Here is a 19,721-nt window from a genome sequence, read left to right on the forward strand (position 1 = left end):
GCGGGCGACCCCGTTTCGCCTATCGCGAACCGCCTACCGTGATGCTGCGTCCCGCGCGGCGGCCATCGGGCGTGCGGGTGCGGACCTGTACCGCACCGGATACCGCGACCGGCCCGACATAGCGCCGCCATGCGCCATCACCGATGCGATATTCGATCGGCGTGCCGGGAAATTCGCTGTTCGCTTCCAGCCGTCCGCCGGTGATGCGTGCCCCCGGCGGCGCCAACCGATAGGCGACATCCCCGGCGTCCAGCGCGCGCAGCGCGACGCCAACCCGTCCGGCGAACCCGCGCCAGTCGGCGGCGATGGCGGCGCGATCGACCCGCGCGTCGCCCGGTGGATAGGTTGCACCGGGAACATAGGCCGGTTCCCATGCGGGGGTGGTCCATGCCCGTTCCGCCAGCGACAGCAACCGGGGAAAGAGCATATAGTCGACCTGCGCATCGCTGCGCACGGTTTCGCTCCACAATTGTGCCTGAATGCCGGTCAGACCGCGCCCCCGGTCGAGCGGGACGGTATCCGCGACGGCGGTCGGACGCCCCAGAAGGTCGGGAATGATTGCGGCGTTGGCGGGCAGGTTGCCCGGCATGAACGCGAACACCTGAAACGGATCGACGCTCCGCGACGCCCAGTCATAGCCGCGTTCGTCGGGATCGATCGCATAGGGCATGTCGAAATAGCCCAGACCCGGCATCGACAGCACGATGTCCCAGCCGCGATTGGCCTGAACATGCGTTTCCGCGACGCCGCCGGTGTGCAGACCGCCCCAGATGTTCGACTGGACCCGCGCCGGCATCCGCTTGGTCGCGGTGTGGCCCATGCCGTCGCTCCATCCCGCGACCTTGATGCCCCGCTTGGCCAGATTGCCCGCGACGCGTTCGATGAAATAGGCGCCAAGCTGCGTCGGCTGCATGCCGGTGCGCGCCATCATCGCCTTGCACGCGGGCGATTGCGACCATGCGCCGGCGGTTTCGTCCGCACCGATATGATAGGTTTTGAGCGGGGTCCCGGCCTGACGATGCAGCGCCGCGACCTCGTCCAGCACGGTGTCTAGGAAGCGATAGGTCTGGTCGATGCAGACGTTCAGCGTGTTGTCATCATAATTCTGGATACTGCGATACTTGGTGGTGTCGCCCGGTTCGACAAGGCGATAGCGTTCGGCGGCGGCGGTATCGCCCGCCGCCTGCAACCGGCGATATCGTGCCTCCATCGACCGGATCGCCGCCCGCGAATGGCCGGGCATGTCGAACGACGGAATGACCTCGATCCCGCGCGCCTTCGCGGCGTGCAGGATATCCAGATAATCGGATTGGGTCAGGAACCCGTTGGTCGCCGCGCCGCGATCGGGGTCGCCGCCCAGTTGCGGCTGAAGACAGGTCGTCTCGCTCGCGTCGAAACAGCGATATGTGCCGACCTCGGTCAGTTCGGGCAGCGCCTTGACCTCCATCCGCCAGCCTTCATCCTCGCCCAGATGAAGGTGCAGGCGGTTGAGCTTGTAGGTTGCCATCTGCTCGACCAGCTTCAGCACCTGATCGCGGCCGTGGAAGTTGCGCGCCAGATCGACATGCAGCCCACGGAACGGATAGCGCGGGGCATCCTCGATCGTCAGCGGACGCAGCATGCCGCGTTCGAACGCCGCCTGTTGCGTGAGCGACCGCAGCGCGTGGCGTGCGCCGGCCACGTCGGCGGCATCGATCCGCACCGCATTGCCGCCGACCGTCAGGCGATATCCCTCCGCCGGCAGACCGCGCGCGATCGCGAACGTCACCGGTATCCCGCCGGTCGCTACCTGCGGATAGGGCAGCGCGTCGAGCGCGGAACGCAGGTCATTGATGTTGATACGGCCGGGCACAATGCGCACGCCGGCGGTAAGGTCGGTCGCCGCCCCGACCGCACGGTTTGCCCGCGCCGGAAGCGGCAGGATGGCGATATCCGGCGTGGTGGCCGCACCGCGTTCGGCATATCGGGCGTAGGCGCGTTCGGGCGTCAGCCACTGGTTGCGATCTGCCGCCGATCCGGTGGCCAGCTTCGCCTCATCGGTCATCGGCGCGACGAACGGCAGCGTTTCCAGACCGGTATCGGCCTCGATCCGCGTCCGCGTCGCCGAGATGACGCGCGGTTCGAGACCGGGTACGACCAAATGTGCGTTGGGCATGGCATGCGCGCGCGAATAATACTGGCCCGCGCCGATGATGCCGATGCGATAGGTCCGCCCGGCTTCGAGCCGACGGCCGGGCTTTGGCACCAGCGCGTTCAGATCGCCGTTGATCAGCCGCCAGTCGAACACGTCGCTGTCGATCGCGACGATCCGGCTGACGAACCCGAACCGTATTTCCGGCGCGGCGACCGTCGCGGGAAGCGCGTCGGGCATCGTGATCGTGATTTCCGACCGGAAGCACGCCGTCGTTCCCGGACAGTCCGCCGGACGGTTGTCGAGCACCGCGAACCGATATCCCAGATCGGCGGCCAGCCGGTCGAGCGGCGCCTGCGCGGGCATCTGGGCCATCGCCGGCCATGCCGTGCCAAGCGCGAGGGGAAGAAGCAGTCGCCGCATGCCGGTAATCCTCTTGATATCGCATGGATGTGTCAGGCGGCGGTGTGATGGTCAATCATGCGCCACGTGCGGATATGGCGTTTGCCGTCCTGCGCTGTACGATGCCCGCCGACAGGGCGGGGGATGATGGAATGGCGACGGGGCAGGCGGATGCGCGGACGGCGTCGGGGCGGCTGGTGTCGCTGGACGTGCTGCGCGGGCTGGCCGTGATGGGAATGATCCTCGTCAATTCGGCGGCGGGGATGTTCTATGGCGAGAAGGCGGTGGTGTTCCCGACCCTGTTGCATGCGTCGTGGGACGGGCTGACCCTCGCCGATACGGTGTTTCCGGCATTCCTGATGATGGTCGGCGTCGCGATCCCGATGGCCTCGCGCACGCCGGGCGGGGCGGGGGTGGACAGCGTGGCAGCGCGGCGGATCGGCGTGCGGACCGTCCGGCTGTTCGCGATCGGATTCATACTGTCGAACCTGTACTGGTTCGCCGAGTTCGATTCGGGGCAATGGCGGCTGTGGGGCGTGCTGCAGCGGATCGCGCTGGCCTATGGGGCGTGCGCGCTGCTGTTCCTTGCGGTCGGGGCGCGGGTACGGCTGGGCATCGCCGCCGCCATATTGGTCCTCTACTGGCCGCTGACGCTATTGCCCGCGCTCGATGGATTGCCCAACGATCTTTGGGAACGCGGACACAATTTCGTCGCGTCGGTCGATCGCGTCCTGCTGGGCGGCGGGGGGCATAATTACGTGCAGGGGCCGGCGGGATATGATCCCGAAGGATTGCTCGGCACGCTGCCGGCGATCGCGCACGGGCTGATCGGCGTCGCGATCGGCGAGTTCCTGCTCGCCCGGCGTGGTGGTAGGACGGCGCTGCCGCTGGCCGGGGCGGGGGGCGCGATGCTGGTGGCGGGGCTCGCGTGGAGCTTCGCCTTTCCGGTCATCAAGGATATCTGGTCGAGCAGCTTCGTTCTCGTCACCTGCGGCGCGACCACGCTGGCGCTCGCCGCGTTGCACGCGCTGCTCGACCGACGCGCTGGTGCGGCGGAACGCTGGCCGTGGCGGATCGCGCTGGCGTTCGGGTCGAACGCGATCGCCGCCTATGTCCTCCACAGCGTGACCGGCAGCCTGCTAGGCTGGGACCTGCTGCTCGCGCCGTATCGCTACGCACTAGGCGTTGTTCCGCCAGCGGTCGCGTCGCTGGTGCCCGTGTTGCTCTATATGGCGCTGATCGGGCTGGCGATGACGTGGCTTCGCCGGCGCGGCTGGTATGTGAAGGTGTGATGCCGCCGACGGCGTTTCACACCCGCACGTAGCGGAAATACCAGACCTCGTGCCCCTGCCGCCGTGCCTTGCGTTCGTAGCGGGTTTCGGGCCAGTCGGCCGGGCGGGTCAGGAAATCGGCGGCGGTTTGCGCCTGCCATACGAAATCGCGACGCTGGTTCATCACCATCATCGCCCACCGGCAATAGGTGGGATCGTCGGTGCCCAGCCGGAACTCGGCTCCCGGTCGCAGCTTCGCCGCGATCAGGTCCAGCGGGCCGTGATTGACCATCCGCCGCTTGGCATGCCGCGCCTTGCGCCACGGATCGGGGTGCAACAGGTACACGCGCTCCAGCGACGCGTCGGCGAACCGCTCGATCACTTCCAGCGCGTCACCCATGTGCAGGCGGATATTGTCCAGTTGGCCATCGCGGATATGGTTCAGCGCGCCGACGACGCCGTTCAGGAACGGTTCGCATCCAACGAAGCCGTGACCGGGCCGCATCGCCGCCTGTCCGGCCAGATGCTCGCCCGCGCCGAAACCGATCTCGACCTCCAGCGGGCGGTCGTCGCCGAACAGCGTGCGTGCGTCGAGCGGGCCGGTATCGGGGACGGTCACGCGGGGCAGCAGGTCCTCGAACAGCGCGGCTTGGCCCACGCGCAGCTTGTGGCCCTGTCGACGGCCGTACAGGCGGCGGATGGAAGCGGGATCGTTCATGCCGGGCTCCTACCCAGCGACGCGCCGGAACGAAAGCCGCTTCCGCAGCCTTGATACGTTCGAACCGAGAGAGGAACGGCATTGGGCACGACGCAGCAGACGAAAGACCATGCGAAGGCGGTGATCGATGCCGACATCGAATGCGGCCATGCGCTGGCGGCGGGGCTGGCCGATCATCCGGTCGTGTGGTCCGCAGGGAAACTGAGCGAGATCGCCGATCAGCCGCCGCTGATCGCGATCAACGTGGCGACCATCGCCATCGGGCTGGCGCGGAGCGACCGGCGGATGGTGCGGACGGGCGTGCGGATGCTGGCGGCGCATGCGCTGGCGACGCTCGCCAAGGGGGTGATCAAGCATCGCGTCGATCGCGCCCGCCCGCATCTGTTCGCGGACCGGGACGAACATGTCCCGACGCCGGGCAACCACGACGAAGGGCCGCAAAACTCGTTTCCCTCCGGCCATACCGCCGGAGCGGTGTCGGTCGCTTGCGCGGTCGCCCGCGAATATCCGGGTGCCGCCAATTCTGCGCATGCCGCGTCGGCGGCCATTGCGCTGATCCAGATCCCGCGTGGCACGCATTTCCCGATCGATGTCGTCGCGGGCGCGATCATCGGCTGGGCGGCGGAGGCGCTGGTGGCGCAGGTGATGCCCGATGCTGAGCCGATCCGGCGCGCCCGGGCGATCGACCGGGCGGCGATCGTCGCGCTGACGCCGGGATAGGCGTTATTTGATCGCGCTGACGTTCACGTTCACGGTGTTCTGGCTACCGGCAGGCCAGGTCTGGACCCGTGTTACCGCCGGTCCGTTCAGCGCCTCGATCAACTGATCGGGTCGGGGCAGCGCGGTCATCGCCGGATAGCCCGACTCCGACGTCATGTCGTACAGGGTGACGGCCCAGCGCGGTGCGTCCTTGCCCTTCGCCATGATTGCCCCCAGCCGGTCGGGCTGCACGCCGATCGCCCGACCGGCGTCACTGAACGCCAGCAGATAGCCTTCGGTGTCCCCGTCCGCGCGATAGACCGCGCCGATCCGCGCGCGTGCCGGGTCAAGACACCACGACGCGGTAGAAGGCGTCGCCGACGTTTTGGTGCTGGTACGCAATGCCGAGATGATCCCGCCGAACAGCGACGACGACAAGGCGTCCCCTCCGGTACGCGCCACCTTCGCCCGTTTGGGAAAAGCCAGCGGCGTGGTGCAGCCGGCAACTGGCGCTGCGGCCGCTTCCTTCGCAATCTCGTTCGGCCATGACAGCGCCGCCAGCACCGCTGGAATCCGTGCCGCCACCGCCGGTCCGTCCAGCGTGGTCGAGCTATAGCGGACCTTCACCAGCCAGCCGTTCATGGGCAGCAGCGCGAGCGCCGTTCCGCGATATGGCGGTTTGGTGATCGTCCATGCGCCGACAAGGCCGCTGGCGACGTCCTGTCCGGGCGGCGTGAACGCGACCGGCGGTCCTGCAGCAGCAACCTTGCCATAGAGGTCGACCCGTTCCTCTACCGCCGCGCGCGCCCGGTCGAACCACACCGGAACGCTGCCGACGACGTTGCGATACGTATAGACGGTGATCGCGTCGGCCGCATTCCCGTAGACGGCATAAACGTCCACTTCGCCGTCCCCGAGCTGGCGGATGGACGTGCGACGCATGCCGTCCAGCACCGTTGGCACCGTCAGCTTGCTATGGCGCATTTCATAGGGCTGGTCGGCCGGTGCGGCGATGGTGGCATGGGGGGATTGCGCCGCGGCCGGCGCCACCGCAGCCCCCGCCATCGATATCGCGATCAAGGCCGTCCGCATGGCTAGAGTCTCCCCGGCTCTCCCCAAATCAAAACGGGAGGCTCATTCGCATGAGCCTCCCGCAAATTCATGACCGTGTCGAGACGGTTCAGGCCAGCGCGGCCTTCAGGTCGTCGACCAGATCGGTCTTTTCCCACGGGAAAAGATCGCCGTCGGGCTTGCGGCCGAAATGCCCATAGGCTGCGGTGGCGCGATAGATCGGCTTGTTCAGGCCCAGATGCGTACGGATGCCGCGCGGGGTCAGCCCGCCCAGCTTCTCGATCCCCTCGATCGCGCGTTCGATCGCTGCGTCGTCGGCGGTGCCGGTGCCGTGGGTGTTGACATACAGCGACAGCGGCTTCGACACGCCGATCGCATAGGCCAGCTGGATCGTGCAGCGCGTGGCGAGGCCGGCGGCGACGATGTTCTTCGCCAGATACCGGGTGATGTACGCCGCCGACCGGTCGACCTTGGTCGGGTCCTTGCCGCTGAACGCGCCGCCGCCGTGGGGGGCCGCGCCGCCGTACGTGTCGACGATGATCTTGCGCCCGGTCAGGCCCGCGTCACCGTCGGGGCCGCCGATCTCGAAGCTGCCGGTCGGGTTGATGTGATATTCGGTCGCATCGGACAGCAGCTCGGCGGGCAGCACGTCGGCGATCACCGCCTTGACGTATGCGTGCAGTTCCGCCTCGTTCTCACCCTGATCATAGCCCGGCGCGTGCTGCGTCGACACGACGATCGCCGTGGCGGCGACCGGCTTCCCCTGATCGAAGCGCAGCGTCACCTGGCTCTTGGCGTCGGGTTCGAGGAACGGCGCGGCCCCCGAATGGCGATCCGCCGCCATCTTCGCGAGAATCTTGTGGCTGTAATCCAGCGTCGCCGGCATCAGGTCGGGCGTCTCGTCGCAGGCGAAGCCGAACATGATGCCCTGATCGCCGGCACCTTCGTCCTTGTTGCCGCTGGCATCGACGCCCTGCGCGATATGCGCCGACTGCGCATGCAAATTGTTTTCGAAGCGGAAGGTTTCCCAATGGAAGCCCGACTGTTCATAGCCGATGTCGCGCACGGTGTTGCGGACCGTCGCCTCGATCTCCGCCTGTGCGCCATCGGCCCATGCGCCGTTCTCGAACACGCCCTTGCAGCGGATCTCGCCCGCCAGCACGACCAGTTGCGTCGTGGTCAGCGTTTCGCACGCGATTCGTGCTTCGGGGTCCTTCGACAGGAACAGGTCGACGATCGAATCGGAAATCTGGTCGGCGACCTTGTCGGGATGACCCTCGGACACGGACTCGGACGTGAAGAGATAATTGGAACGCATGGTTTTCCTTTGCTCAAACGCCGGGAAGCGCGCGGCCGTTGCCATGCCGCATATAAAGCTTTCCTTATGTCACCGCCCTAGCGGGTGCGGCGGCGCATGGCAATCGCGGCGGCAAGCAGCAAAACTATCATGCCCAGTGCCAGCCAGTTGCCCGCCCGCGCGAACAGGGTCGGGGCATGGGCGGCGGGCAGTGCGACCTCGATCGCGCCTTCGCGATGACGAGGTATCGCTGCCACAATCGCGCCCGATGTGTCGATGACGGCGGAGATACCGGTCGTCGTCGCCCGCAGGATCGGCAGCCCTTCCTCCGCCGCGCGCAATCGGGCCTGCGCCAGATGCTGCGGCGGTCCCCACGCACCGAACCACGCGTCGTTCGACGGGTTGAACAGCATGGCAGGCCGATGCGTCGCGTCGACCACCTGTCCCGAAAAGATGATCTCGTAACAGATCTGGACGCCGACCGGCCCGAAGCCCGGCACCGCGATCGTCGCCGGGCCGGGGCCGGGGCGGAAATCGACATCGCCCATCACCAGCCGCGTCAGGCCCAGCGGCTGAAGGATCGAACGCATCGGCAGATATTCGCCGCCGGGGACCAGATGCGCCTTGTCGTACCGGCCGGCGATGCGGGTATCGGGAGTCAGCGAGAACACCGAATTGCCTGCCGCCGCGACCTGCCCGTCACCGTCGAAGAACAGCGCGGTGCCGCCGACCAGCGCCGCGTCGCGTGGACCCAGCACGCTGGCGATCCGTGCGCGCGTCAACAGCGGCGAACGTTCGTACCACGGCGGCGGATAGCCGTCCTCGATATAGAAATTGACGGTGCCTTCGGGCCAGACGACCAGCCGGGGGGCGGGGCCGGGACGGCCCGACAACGCGATCTGCCGGTCGAGCAGCCGATCGTCATACCCGGCGCTGCGCACCGCTTCCTGTTCGAAATTGGGCTGGACGACGCGCACGCGCGGCGTGTCGCGGCCGAGCGGTGCAGGCGTCGCCATGTTGTCGCCGGGGATCAGCATCGCCAACGCCAGCGCTACCAGCACGCCGGCCCGCATACGCGCACGCGGCAACAGGATCGCCGCGCTCGCCACGATGGTCAGCCCCGACAAGGCATAGGTGCCGATCCATGGCGACAGCGCGCGCAGCGGTGTCGGGACCCAAATGACGGCGATCGGGTTCCACGCATAGCCGGTGAAGACGACGGCGCGCAGATACTCGGTCGCGATCCATGCTGCGCCTGCGACCAGCGCGAACGCCATGTCGGGCCGGGGGCCGCGCCGCCCCAGCCGCCATGCCAGTCCACCCGCCAGCATCGGATAGATCGCCAGAAACATCGCCAGCCCGACCACCGCGACATAACCGAGCGACGGCGGCATCCGGTCCTGAAAGTCGAAGGCGTGTTGAATCCAGTTGTTGCCGATCGTGAAATGTCCGACGCCGAACAGCCACGACCGCCACATGGCGGTCCGCAGCGTCGGCGCGGCATGGACCAGCCACAGCCACAATGCGATGGCGGCAGGCGTCACCGGCCACCATTCGAGCGGCGCGAAACCGGTGGCCGATATCAGGCCGGCGAGCAGGGCGTACAAAGCAGGCACCGCGCGCATATCCGGTGTGCCGGACGCGGGCGCAAGACCCCGGCGTGCGGTTCCCTTTGGCACGGTGCGAACGCGGGCGTGCGAACGGCGCGCGATTGCCCTATGCTGCGGCCATGTCGCTACGCCCGTTCCATCTCGCCTTCCCCGTCGACGATCTTGCCGCCGCGCGTGGCTTCTACGGCGATGTGCTGGGATGCCGCGAGGGACGATCGTCCGATCGCTGGATCGATTTCGATTTCCATGGCCATCAGATCGTGGCGCACCTCGTGGACCGGACGGCGGATGCCGCCGCCAATCCGGTCGACGGACATGACGTGCCGGTTCCGCATTTCGGGATCGTGCTGACCATAGCTGACTGGCAAATGCTGGCGGAGCGGGTTCGCGCCGCCGGAATTGCGTTCGGCATCGAACCGCAGATCCGCTTTGCCGGACAGCCGGGCGAACAGGCGACGATGTTCTTTCGCGATCCCAGCGGCAATGCGCTGGAGTTCAAGGCGTTTGCCGACGACGCGATGCTGTTCGCGCAATGACCGCCTATGGCTGGCTGGGCATCGCGATCGTGGCGGAAGTGATCGCGACCTCTGCGATGCGGTCGACGCACGGTTTTACCCGTATCGTGCCCTCGCTGGTTACCGTCACCGGCTATGCCATCGCCTTCTACTGCCTGTCGATCGCGCTTCGGACCATACCGACCGGCATCGCCTATGCGATCTGGTCGGGAGTCGGGATCGTGCTGGTCGCCGCGATCGCATGGGGGGTGCAGCGGCAGCGGCTCGACCTGCCCGCCGTCGCGGGGATGGCGCTCATCATCGCGGGCGTATTGGTGATGAACCTGTTTTCGCGCAGCGTGGCACACTAACTGTTGCGCTGTATCGCTTTTCAGGAGTTCCCATGACGCAACCGGTCGAAGTCGACATTCCCCACAAGCTGGGTCGTGCGGGCGTACGGCAGCGGATCGACGGTGGCATCGACAAGCTGGCCGGGATGATTCCCGGCGGCACGATGCACGACAAACGCTGGGACGGCGACACGCTGCACTTCACGATCAGCGCGATGGGGCAGAGCGTCGGCGCGCGGTGCGAAATGCACGATGCCCATGTCCATGCGGTGCTCGACCTGCCGCCGATGCTGGCGCTGTTCGCGGAGAAGATCCGGTCGAAACTGGGCAAGGAAGGGCCGGCGCTCCTGAAATAGCAACCGGGCCGCCCCTCCGCCGAAAACTTCGACGGAGGGGGCTGGCCCTATCGCGCCGCCAGCGGCTGGCTGACGCGCCAGATGACGTTGCCGACATCGTCCGCCACGAGCATTGCGCCGGTGCGGTCGGCGATCACGCCGACCGGCCGTCCGCGTGCTTCCTTGCCGTCGGGCGACAGGAAACCGCTGAGCAGATCGACCGGCTTTGCGTTCGGCGCGGGGAATCCGTTGGCGGCGAAGGGCACGTACACGACCTTGTAACCCGATGGCGGCACCCGGTTCCACGATCCGTGCAGGCCGATCACCGCGCCGTTGCCGAAACGCTCACCCAGCCGCATGTCGGACGTGAACGCCAGCCCCAGCGGCGCGACATGGGCACCCAGCGCGTAATCGGGACGCGCGACATATTCGCGCAGGTCGGGCCGCTGCGGCTGGACGCGATCGTCGATATAGCCGCCCCAATAATGCCACGGCCAGCCATAGATGCCGCCGAACTCGACCTTCGTCATGTAATCGGGCGGCATGTCCGATCCGATCATGTCGCGTTCGTTGACGACCGCCCACAAATCGCGCGTCCGTGGTTCGAACGCCATCCCGTTGGCGTTGCGCACGCCGGTGGCGTACAGGCGGAACGTCTTCCTGACCGGATCGACCTGCCAGATCGCGGCGCGGTTGCGTTCGATCTCCAGCCCGTTTTCTGCGATGTTCGATGCCGACCCGACGCTGACGTACAGCGACTTGCCGTCGGGATCGGCGACGACGTTGCGCGCCCAGTGATTGCCGCCGCCGGGCAGCGCGACGACCGTTTCGGCCGGCGCGGTGATACGGGTCTGGCCGACGCGGAACGGATAGCGCACCAGCGCGTCGGTATTCGCGACGTACAGCCGGTCGCCCAGCACCGCCATGCCGAACGGCGAATTGAGGCCGCTGAGCAACACGCTGCGTCCTTCGGCCACGCCGTCGCCATCGGCATCGCGCAATAGCGTGATGCGATTCGCCGATGGACCGCCTGCGCCCGCCTTGCCCATGAACAGCTTCATGAACCAGCCGGTGATGCCGCCGCCTTCGCGCGGCGGGCTGTTGGTTTCCGCGACCAGTACATCGCCGTTGGCCAGCCGGTACAGCCATCGCGGATGGTCCAGCCCCTTCGCGAACGCCTGAACCTGAAGCCCGGCGGGCGCGGTCGGCGTCTGTCCGGTGGCCCAGCCGGTCGGTTCGGCGATGCGGACGGTCGGGATGCTCTGCTTGCGTGCCTGCGACAGTTGCGGCGTGCGGCCGGTGACGGCCTGCTCGCTCAATTGCGCCCGGTCGGGGCGGGTAAGCCAGAAGACCAGCACCGCCAGCAGGATCACGGCGATGACGATCAGACGAATGACATGTTTGCGCATCGCGGCAGGATAGAAGGGCCGGGCGGCGGGGGGAAGGGGCGACGTCGCTTCCAGTCCCGAACATGCACCGGTTCCTGCCCGCCGAAGCCGGTCGGGAACGAACCGCCGCCGCCGACGGCTATTCCTCCTCGACCACCACCGGCGGATGCAGCCGCAACCGCGTCACGCGCCTCGTGTCGGCGGCGACGATCTCGATCGTCCAGCCGGACGAATGCTCCAGCCGGTCGCCCTGTTTCGGCACCTCGCCCGCCAGCACGAACGCCAGACCGCCCAGCGTTTCGACGTCCTCGTCCACCTCGCCCAGACGCGGGTCGATCAACTCGGCCGCGTCCTCCAGTTCGGCACGCGCATCGGCTTCCCATGCGCCGCCTTCCAGCGGCACCAGCATTTCGGTCGGTGCCTCGTCATGCTCGTCCTCGATCTCGCCGACGATCTCTTCGACCAAATCCTCGATCGTGATGAGGCCGTCGGTGCCCGAATATTCGTCGAGCACGATCGCGAGATGGGTACGGCTGGACTGCATCTGCGCCAGCAGGTCCAGCGTCCCCATGGACTGCGGCACATACAGCGGCTGCCGCAACAGGCTGATGACGGTGGGCGGCGGTTCCTCCGCCCGCGCGAGGATCGCGAACACGTCCTTCAGATGGACCATGCCGACGATGGTATCCAGCTTTTCGCGATACACCGGCAGGCGGCTGTGCCCGGCTTCGGCGAACAGCGCGACGACGTCAGCGAACGGCGTATTTTCCTCCAGCGCGACGATGTCGGCACGCGGCACGCCCATGTCGCCCGCATCGCGTTCACCGAAATGCAGGATGTTGCGCAGCATCTTGCGCTCGATCGGCGACAGGTCGCCCTTTACCTGGGTGTCGTTCTCGTCCTCATGCGCGGCGATCACTTCCTCGATCCGCTCGCGCAGCGTCTCGCTCGCCTCCGTGCCGAAGATCAGCGAGCGAAGCCCGCGCCATATGCCCCCTTCGGAGCCGCTACTGTCTCCGGGCGTGGTGCTGGTCGAAACGTCGGCCATGATGGTCGTATCAATCCTCGATGGGGTAGGGGTCGTGCAGGCCCAGTTCGGCGAGCGTCGAACGCTCGATCGACTCCATGGCTTCCGCCTCGGCGTCGTTCTGGTGATCGTGGCCTAGCAAATGCAGGCAGCCATGGACAATCAGATGCGTGGCATGATCCTCGATCGATATACCGCGCTCGGCCGCCTCGGCCGCACAGACGCCGTGCGCCAGCACGATGTCGCCCAGCAGCACCTCGCCATCGTCGCTGTTCTGCGTGACGGTATCCAGCAGGTCGCTCTGGATCATGGGGAACGACAGCACGTTGGTCGGCTTGTCCTTCTGCCGATATTGCCGGTTCAGCGTCTGCACCTCGTCGTCCGACGTCAGCCGGACCGCGACCTCAATCAGCGCGGGATCGGTCAGCCATCCGCCCTGCGGCGTGCGCCCGATCGCCGCCGTCGCGGCACGGGTGGCAAGTGCTTCCCAGTCGATGTCCTGCGGCCATTGCGATTCGGCCTGAACGGCGATGTCGATCATGACAGGTCGGTCCTTGCGCTAACGTCGCACCCGGAACAGGCACGGTCGCCGTCCGTAGGGGCGCAGGCCGTGTCGTGGCAATCGCCCGCGTCCGTCCCGCCCGGCGCCATCACCCCGATCAAGCGTCCTTCCCCTCATACGCTTCGACGATCCGTCCGACGATCGGGTGGCGCACCACGTCGCCCGCGCCGAACCTGGCGAAGGCGATGCCCTCTATCCCTTCCAGCCGGCGGGTGGCGTCGGCAAGCCCCGATGCCTGGACGCCGCCGGGCAGATCGGTCTGGTTCGGATCGCCGCATACCACCATCCGGCTGTTCTGACCGAACCGGGTCAGGAACATCTTCATCTGCGCGGGCGTGGTATTCTGCGCTTCGTCGAGGATCACGAACGCGTCGGCCAGCGTCCGGCCGCGCATGAACGCGATCGGCGCGATTTCGATCTCGCCCGACAGGATGCGGCGTTCGACCTGTTCGGCGGGCAGGCAGTCGTTCAGCGCATCGTACAGCGGACGAAGATACGGATCGACCTTCTCCTTCATGTCGCCGGGCAGGAAGCCGAGTTTCTCGCCCGCCTCCACCGCCGGGCGCGACAGGATCAGCCGCTGCACGCTGCCGGTAATCAGCTGCGCCACCGCCTGCGCCACTGCGATATAGGTCTTGCCGGTGCCTGCCGGCCCGAGCGCGAAGATGATGTCGTTGCCGAGCAACTGTTTCATATATCCGGCCTGCGCGAGCGTGCGCGGCACGATCGTCTTCTTGCGCGTACGGATCATGATCGACGGCGCGCCCTCGCCATTCTCCGCGCGGAAGATCCCGTCGAGGCTGGGCTGCGCCGACATGGCGATGACCGCGTCGATCAGACCGGGGTCGACTTCCTCACCACGCAGCAGACGGCGATGGAGTTCATGGATCACCTCCCGCGCATGCGCCACCGCTTCCGCCGACCCCTCGATCCCGACCCGGTCGCCCCGCGCCGTGATATAGACGCCCAGACGTTCTTCCAGCGCCAGCAGATTGGCATCGAACTCCCCGAACAGCCGGGGGAGGAGTTGCGGCTTGTCGAAGCTCAGCTCGACGCGCGCGCGCTGACCGGACTGGGCGGGAATGGGCTTGCGGCTCATGCGATCCTTTCACGGACGCCGCCGCGCGAACGGCGCGGGGCGGCAGGCGAGGTGGGGGAAGTCGAGACGTTGGCAGCACCCGTACGGCACCGGCACGGTGGCATCGAACGGGCAGGGACGGCGGGGCGCGGCTGCATCATCCGCAATGTGGCAGAGCGTCGGCGGATAGGACAGTGGGTTTCTGTCCATACCGTGCGAAAGCGCGGGAACGTCGCGCTTCCCCCGCCTCCGGCGTCATGGACCGACGCTCCCCGATCATGCAGGTTTCAGCGACTCCATGTCGATGACGAAGCGGTACTTCACGTCGCTCTTCGCCATCCGGTCGTACCCGGTTTCGATCTCGTCCATGCGGATCGTCTCGATATCGGCGGTCAGGCCATGGGTATGGCAGAAATCGAGCATCTCCTGCGTCTCCGCAATTCCGCCGATCAGCGATCCGGCCAGCGACCGGCGACCGAAGACGAGGTTCCCGACCGAAGGCGAGGGATGCGGCGTTTCGGGGACGCCGACCAGCGTCATCGTCCCGTCGCGCTTGAGCAGCCCGAGAAACTGGTCGAGATCGTGCGACGCCGCGACGGTGTTCAGGATGAAGTCGAAGCTGGCGGCATGTTCCGCCATCGCATCGGCATCCTTCGACACGATCAAGTCCTTCGCGCCCAGCCGGAGCGCGTCGTCGCGCTTGTTGGGGGAAGTGGAGAAGACATAGACCTCTGCACCCATCGCCGCCGCGATCTTGACGCCCATATGGCCAAGGCCGCCCAGACCGACGATGCCGACCTTCTGCCCCGGTCCGACGTCCCAGTGCTTGAGCGGCGAATAAGTCGTGATCCCGGCGCACAGCAGCGGCGCTACCGCAGCCAGATCGCCTTCGTCGTGGCGGATGGCCAGCACGAAGTCCTGATCGACGACGATATGGTCCGAATATCCGCCGAACGTGTGGCCGCCCAGTACAGGGTCCGGCCCGTTATACGTGCCGACGAAGCCGCCGCCGGTGCAATATTGCTCTTCGCCCTCATGACAGGACGGGCATTCGCCGCAGCTGTCGACCATGCATCCGACACCGACCGTGTCGCCGACGGCGAATTTGGTCACGTCGCTGCCGACCGCCGTGACGGTGCCGACGATCTCATGCCCCGGAACGCAGGGATAGAGCGTGCCCGGCCATTCGCCGCGCGCGGTGTGCAGATCGCTGTGGCACACGCCGCAAAAGCGAATGTCGATCGCGACGTCGGTCGGTTGCGGATCGCGACGCTCGAACGAGAAGGGGGCGAGCTTGGCGTCGGCACTCTGCGCGGCATAGCCGTTGGCGGGGGTGGTCATGTCTGGATTCCATGCAAGAAAGAGTCTGCGGTGGAATGTCGGACGGCGCTATTGGTTGCTGATACAGTGTATCGTCGTAACGGCTTCGGTACGGCGTGGGCTACCCGACCGCGCGCTCGCCATGTTCCAGCATGGCGGGGATGACCAGCTCCTCCTCGTCCGCCAGATGCTGGCGCAACATCGCGATCAGCCGCCCCGAGGCATCGGCGTAGTTGTCCGCCGCCTGTTCGATCCCGGTCCCGGCGAGCGACGCCAGCAGCGTCCGGGCGCGCTCGACGGTGGTCAGCAACGCGTCGTGGATCGCATGATGATCACGTTCCAGCAGGTCGAACCCCACCCCCATGCGCGGGTCCAACACCCGGAATCTGGGGAAGTAGGCGGTGTCTTCGATCCGGTGATGCGCGTCGAGATGTTGAAGGAAGCCGTTGAGTTCGGGCACGAACCGCCGCTGGAACGCTGCCGGATCGATCTGTCGCCCGCGCAACAGGTCGGTCGTCGTCGTCAGCGCCGCCGCCTCCGACCGCAAGGTGGCGTGAATGTGCAGCCAGAACGCCGCGAGTTGCCCGTACCGCGGATGCGCCTGCCATCCGGCCTGCGGATAGCGGTCGCGGAGATAGGCGATTTCCGCCGGCAATCCGCTGCGCCCGGTCAGCGGCAGCGGATCGGTCACGCGGCGATCCGTACCCGTTCGACCGCCGACAGCGACAGGGGGCCGGCGGCGACGATATCGACCTCGACCAGATCGCTGATCGCCGCATCGGTGACGAAATGCACCGACTGTAGCCATGGCGACTTACCGAGCATCTGACCCGGCAACCGGCCCTTGCGTTCGACTAGCACGCGGCAGGTGCGACCGACCGCCGTCGCGTTGAACGCCTGTTGATCGCGCGCCAACGCCGCCTGCAACCGTTGCAGCCGCTCGTCCATTACCGCCATCGGAACCTCGCCGGCCATCTCGGCGGCGGGGGTGCCGGGGCGCGGGCTGTATTTGAAACTGAATGCCTGTGCATAGCCGACCGCGTCGATCAGCTGCATCGTTTCCTCGAACTCGGCATCGGTTTCGCCGGGGAAACCGACGATGAAGTCGCCCGACAGTGCGATGTCGGGCCGGGCCGCCCGGACGCGGTCGAGGATGCGCAGATAGCTGTCGCGGGTGTGGCTGCGGTTCATCGCCTTGAGCACGCGGTCGCTGCCCGCTTGGACCGGCAGGTGCAGGAACGGCATCAGCTTTTCGACATCGGCATGCGCGTCGATCAACTCCTGCGTCATGTCGTTGGGATGGCTGGTGGTATAGCGGATGCGCTCTAGCGACGGCACGCGGTCCAGCGCGCGGATCAGTACGTCCAAGCCGCGCCCGTCGGCGTCGGTCCAAGCGTTGACGTTCTGTCCCAGCAACGTGATCTCGCGCGCGCCGGCATCGACCAGTGCTTTCGCCTCATCGACGATCGCCGCGAACGGCCGGCTGATCTCCGCGCCGCGCGTATAGGGCACGACGCAATAGGTGCAGAATTTGTCGCACCCTTCCTGCACCGTCAGGAACGCCGACGGGCCGACGCGGCGGCGGGCGGGCAGGTGGCCGAACTTCGATTCGGGCGGCATGTCGGTATCGAGCGCGGGCAGGCCCGCCGCCGCATCGGCGACCAGTCGGGGCAGGTTGTGATACGCCTGCGGCCCGACGACCACGTCGACCTTCGCCCGGCGCACGATCTCCGCGCCTTCGGCCTGTGCGACGCAACCGGCGATCGCGATCATCGGATCGGCACCGTGTTTGCGCAGGCGGCCGATGTCCGAATAGACTTTTTCGGTCGCCTTTTCGCGGATGTGACAGGTGTTCAGCACGACCAGATCGGCCGCGTTCGGATCGTCGGTCGCGGTCATGCCCTGCGCCGCCATCAATTCGGCCATGCGTTCGCCGTCATAGACGTTCATCTGGCAGCCGAACGATTTGACGTGGAAGGTTTTGGGGGTGGTCATGCGGTCGGGCTGTACCGGATTTGCGGCGTTTTCGGAAGGGCGGGACTATGAGCGTAGAACAGGAAGGCTGGGTTCACCCGAAGGAGCGAAGACGCGAAGGAAGAAGTAAGTGATGGTTCGCGCGGAGGCGCGGAGGCGCGGAGAAGGAAAGAGCGAGAAGCGCGATCGATCGCGTAGCGGTCCCCGATGCTGTCGTGCCTACATCATGGTCCCGCCGGGGCGGGACGGAAGGAACGTGGCTCTCTCTTTTTCTCTCTGCGCCTCCGCGCCTCCGCGTGAACCCACTTCTTGGCTGCACTTCGCGCCTTCGCGTGACTCAGCCCACACCCTCGACCATCAACTCGGCGATCAGATCCTTGCGGCTGAGCTTCCCGATCATCGTCTTGGGCAGCGTCAGCCGGACGACGACCTCGTCCACCCGTTCGTGCTTGCCCAGTTGCGGGTTCAGCCACGCCTTCAACGCTTCGCCGGTCACGTCGGCATCGGCGGAAAGGGTTACATAGGCGTGCGGGCTTTCGCCGCGATAGTCGCTGGGCAGCCCGATCACCAGCGCCTCGCGTACGGCGGGATGATGATACAGGACGCGTTCGATCTCGCTGGGGAACACCTTGAACCCGCCGACCGCGATCATGTCCTTCAGCCGGTCGACGATGCGGATGAAGCCGTCCGCGTCGATCGTCCCCACATCCCCGGTGCGCAGCCAGCGGACGCCGTCGGCATCGTGGCAAAACGTCGTCTCGTCCGCGTCGGGCCGGTGCCAGTATCCCTGCATGATCTGCGGTCCCGCCACCACGATCTCGCCCGGTTCGTCGGCCGGGGCGGGGCGGGTCGCGTCTTCCTTGTCGACCAGCCGCACGCGCGTGCCGGGGATCGGCTGGCCGATGGTGCCGGGCCTCTGCGACCCGGCATAGGGATTGCACGACACCACGCCCGAGCTTTCGGACAGGCCATAGCCTTCGATCAGCGTCGCGCCGGTCGCGCGTTCGAAGCGGTCCTTGAGTTCGGGCGGCAGCGGCGCACCGCCCGAGATACAGTGGCGCAGCGACGAGAAGTCGGTGCGTGCCATTCGCGGGTGGTCGATCAGCGCCCGGTACATCGTCGGCACGCCGGGCAGCGCGGTCGCGCGCGTCCGTTCGATCGCCGCCAGCACCTGTCCGGCGTCGAACCGCGGCAGCATCACGATCTCCCCGCCGGTCGCCACCGTGCGGTTGAGCACGCAGGTGTTGGCAAAGACGTGGAACATCGGCAACGCGCCCAGCACCCGGTCCATCACCTTGCCGTTTTCGGGGTCGAGCCACGACACCTGCCGCGCATTCGCCGACAGGTTGGCGTGGGTCAGCATCGCGCCCTTCGGACTGCCGGTGGTGCCGCCGGTATACTGGATCAGCGCGAGGTCGCGGGTCGGGTCGATCGTCGGCATCGGGCACGCGCCGTCATTGGCGATCAGCGCGGAAAAGGCGGTAACACGGTCGTCGTCGTGCGGGCGCGGCGTCACTTCGGCCGACCGGAACCAGCGATAGAACAGCGACTTCGCGGCGGGCAACGCCCCCGCGATCGATCCGACGACCAGCCGTTCGAGCGAGCTTGCGCGAAGGACCGACAGCGCGGTGGGCAACAGCGCCGACGCCGACAGCGTGAACAACAGCCGCGTCTGCGAATCCGCGACCTGCGCCGCCAGTTCCTCGACGCTATAGAGCGGGGAGAAATTGACCACCGTCGCGCCCAGCTTCAGGATGCCGTAATATGCCGCGACGTAATGCGGCACGTTGGGCAGGAACAGGCCGATCCGGTCACCCGGGCCATATCCCAGTTTCCGCAGACCACATGCCACCCGGTCCGCGCCGTCCTTCGTTTCGGCATAGCTGTATTGCCGGCCCAGAAAGTCGATCAGCGGGGCCGCGCCCAGCCGCTGCGCCGATGCTTCGAACAGGTCGGTCATCGACATGGGCGGCAGGGGCCGATCCCATGCGACA

At 66.9% G+C, this 19,721-nt stretch carries 18 protein-coding genes; 5 read left to right on the plus strand and 13 right to left on the minus strand.

Features of this window, described 5'->3' with window-relative positions; genetic code table 11:
- Positions 1 to 19: 19 nt before the first annotated feature.
- Positions 20 to 2,554: a family 20 glycosylhydrolase gene (locus tag IFT55_RS14735; protein WP_192093106.1), complete on the minus strand. Its 2,535-nt coding sequence runs from the start codon at positions 2,552 to 2,554 to the stop codon at positions 20 to 22.
- Positions 2,555 to 2,577: 23 nt separating this feature from the next.
- Between IFT55_RS14735 and IFT55_RS14740 the strand changes: the two genes are divergently transcribed.
- Positions 2,578 to 3,825 carry an acyltransferase family protein gene (locus IFT55_RS14740; RefSeq protein ID WP_197976482.1) on the plus strand — a complete coding sequence of 416 codons (1,248 nt, stop codon included), beginning with the start codon at positions 2,578 to 2,580 and terminating at the stop codon, positions 3,823 to 3,825.
- A 16-nt stretch (positions 3,826 to 3,841) separates the two neighbouring features.
- On the opposite strand, the gene trmB is transcribed toward IFT55_RS14740, so the two are convergent.
- Positions 3,842 to 4,522: a tRNA (guanine(46)-N(7))-methyltransferase TrmB gene (gene trmB, locus IFT55_RS14745; RefSeq protein WP_192093107.1), complete on the minus strand. Its 681-nt coding sequence runs from the start codon at positions 4,520 to 4,522 to the stop codon at positions 3,842 to 3,844.
- An 81-nt stretch (positions 4,523 to 4,603) separates the two neighbouring features.
- Here trmB and IFT55_RS14750 point away from each other — a divergent pair, with 81 nt between their 5' ends.
- Entirely contained in the window at positions 4,604 to 5,242 is a 639-nt protein-coding gene (locus tag IFT55_RS14750; protein WP_192093108.1) for a phosphatase PAP2 family protein, read from the plus strand.
- Positions 5,243 to 5,245: 3 nt separating this feature from the next.
- Here IFT55_RS14750 and IFT55_RS14755 read toward each other — a convergent pair whose 3' ends face one another.
- The 3 genes from IFT55_RS14755 to lnt all read right to left on the minus strand — a co-directional run bounded on the left by IFT55_RS14755 (position 5,246) and on the right by lnt (position 9,214).
- Positions 5,246 to 6,313: a hypothetical protein gene (locus IFT55_RS14755; RefSeq protein ID WP_192093109.1), complete on the minus strand. Its 1,068-nt coding sequence runs from the start codon at positions 6,311 to 6,313 to the stop codon at positions 5,246 to 5,248.
- Between the two features lie 88 nt (positions 6,314 to 6,401).
- Positions 6,402 to 7,610 carry a methionine adenosyltransferase gene (metK, locus tag IFT55_RS14760; protein ID WP_192093110.1) on the minus strand — a complete coding sequence of 403 codons (1,209 nt, stop codon included), beginning with the start codon at positions 7,608 to 7,610 and terminating at the stop codon, positions 6,402 to 6,404.
- 77 nt (positions 7,611 to 7,687) lie between these two features.
- A complete protein-coding gene (gene lnt / locus IFT55_RS14765) occupies positions 7,688 to 9,214 on the minus strand; it encodes an apolipoprotein N-acyltransferase (protein WP_192093111.1) in 1,527 nt (508 codons plus the stop codon).
- Between the two features lie 104 nt (positions 9,215 to 9,318).
- On the opposite strand from lnt, the gene IFT55_RS14770 reads away from it, so the two are divergent.
- The 3 genes from IFT55_RS14770 to IFT55_RS14780 are packed head-to-tail and all read left to right on the plus strand — an operon-like array spanning position 9,319 to position 10,399.
- The gene (locus tag IFT55_RS14770) at positions 9,319 to 9,735 is read left to right on the plus strand and encodes a VOC family protein (RefSeq protein WP_192093164.1); all 417 of its coding nucleotides are present in this window, start codon (positions 9,319 to 9,321) and stop codon (positions 9,733 to 9,735) included.
- On the plus strand, positions 9,732 to 10,064 hold the full coding sequence (locus IFT55_RS14775) for an SMR family transporter (protein ID WP_192093112.1): 333 nt from the start codon (positions 9,732 to 9,734) through the stop codon (positions 10,062 to 10,064). The genes IFT55_RS14770 and IFT55_RS14775 overlap by 4 nt, the downstream gene beginning before the upstream one ends.
- A gap of 32 nt (positions 10,065 to 10,096) precedes the next feature.
- Positions 10,097 to 10,399 (plus strand): polyhydroxyalkanoic acid system family protein, encoded by a 303-nt coding sequence (locus IFT55_RS14780; protein ID WP_192093113.1) that lies wholly within the window; start codon positions 10,097 to 10,099, stop codon positions 10,397 to 10,399.
- A 47-nt stretch (positions 10,400 to 10,446) separates the two neighbouring features.
- Here IFT55_RS14780 and IFT55_RS14785 read toward each other — a convergent pair whose 3' ends face one another.
- The 8 genes from IFT55_RS14785 to IFT55_RS14820 form a co-directional block, all read right to left on the minus strand.
- On the minus strand, positions 10,447 to 11,787 hold the full coding sequence (locus IFT55_RS14785) for a PQQ-dependent sugar dehydrogenase (protein WP_192093114.1): 1,341 nt from the start codon (positions 11,785 to 11,787) through the stop codon (positions 10,447 to 10,449).
- Between the two features lie 118 nt (positions 11,788 to 11,905).
- Positions 11,906 to 12,814, minus strand: a complete 909-nt coding sequence (locus IFT55_RS14790; protein WP_192093115.1) for a hemolysin family protein — start codon at positions 12,812 to 12,814, stop codon at positions 11,906 to 11,908.
- A 10-nt stretch (positions 12,815 to 12,824) separates the two neighbouring features.
- Positions 12,825 to 13,334 (minus strand): rRNA maturation RNase YbeY, encoded by a 510-nt coding sequence (gene ybeY, locus IFT55_RS14795; protein WP_192093116.1) that lies wholly within the window; start codon positions 13,332 to 13,334, stop codon positions 12,825 to 12,827.
- Between the two features lie 118 nt (positions 13,335 to 13,452).
- Positions 13,453 to 14,454, minus strand: coding sequence for a PhoH family protein (locus tag IFT55_RS14800; RefSeq protein WP_192093117.1), 1,002 nt, complete (start codon positions 14,452 to 14,454; stop codon positions 13,453 to 13,455).
- 255 nt (positions 14,455 to 14,709) lie between these two features.
- A complete protein-coding gene (locus tag IFT55_RS14805) occupies positions 14,710 to 15,774 on the minus strand; it encodes an NAD(P)-dependent alcohol dehydrogenase (protein ID WP_192093118.1) in 1,065 nt (354 codons plus the stop codon).
- Between the two features lie 100 nt (positions 15,775 to 15,874).
- Positions 15,875 to 16,444: a hemerythrin domain-containing protein gene (locus IFT55_RS14810; protein WP_192093171.1), complete on the minus strand. Its 570-nt coding sequence runs from the start codon at positions 16,442 to 16,444 to the stop codon at positions 15,875 to 15,877.
- On the minus strand, positions 16,441 to 17,748 hold the full coding sequence (miaB, locus tag IFT55_RS14815) for a tRNA (N6-isopentenyl adenosine(37)-C2)-methylthiotransferase MiaB (RefSeq protein ID WP_192093119.1): 1,308 nt from the start codon (positions 17,746 to 17,748) through the stop codon (positions 16,441 to 16,443). Before miaB ends, IFT55_RS14810 begins: the two co-directional genes overlap by 4 nt.
- 316 nt (positions 17,749 to 18,064) lie before the next feature.
- Entirely contained in the window at positions 18,065 to 19,687 is a 1,623-nt protein-coding gene (locus IFT55_RS14820; protein WP_192093120.1) for a long-chain-fatty-acid--CoA ligase, read from the minus strand.
- Positions 19,688 to 19,721 lie beyond the last annotated feature (34 nt).

Origin of the sequence: Sphingomonas sp. CFBP 13720 (genome assembly GCF_014842075.1) — a bacterium.
Taxonomy (GTDB): Bacteria; Pseudomonadota; Alphaproteobacteria; order Sphingomonadales; family Sphingomonadaceae; genus Sphingomonas.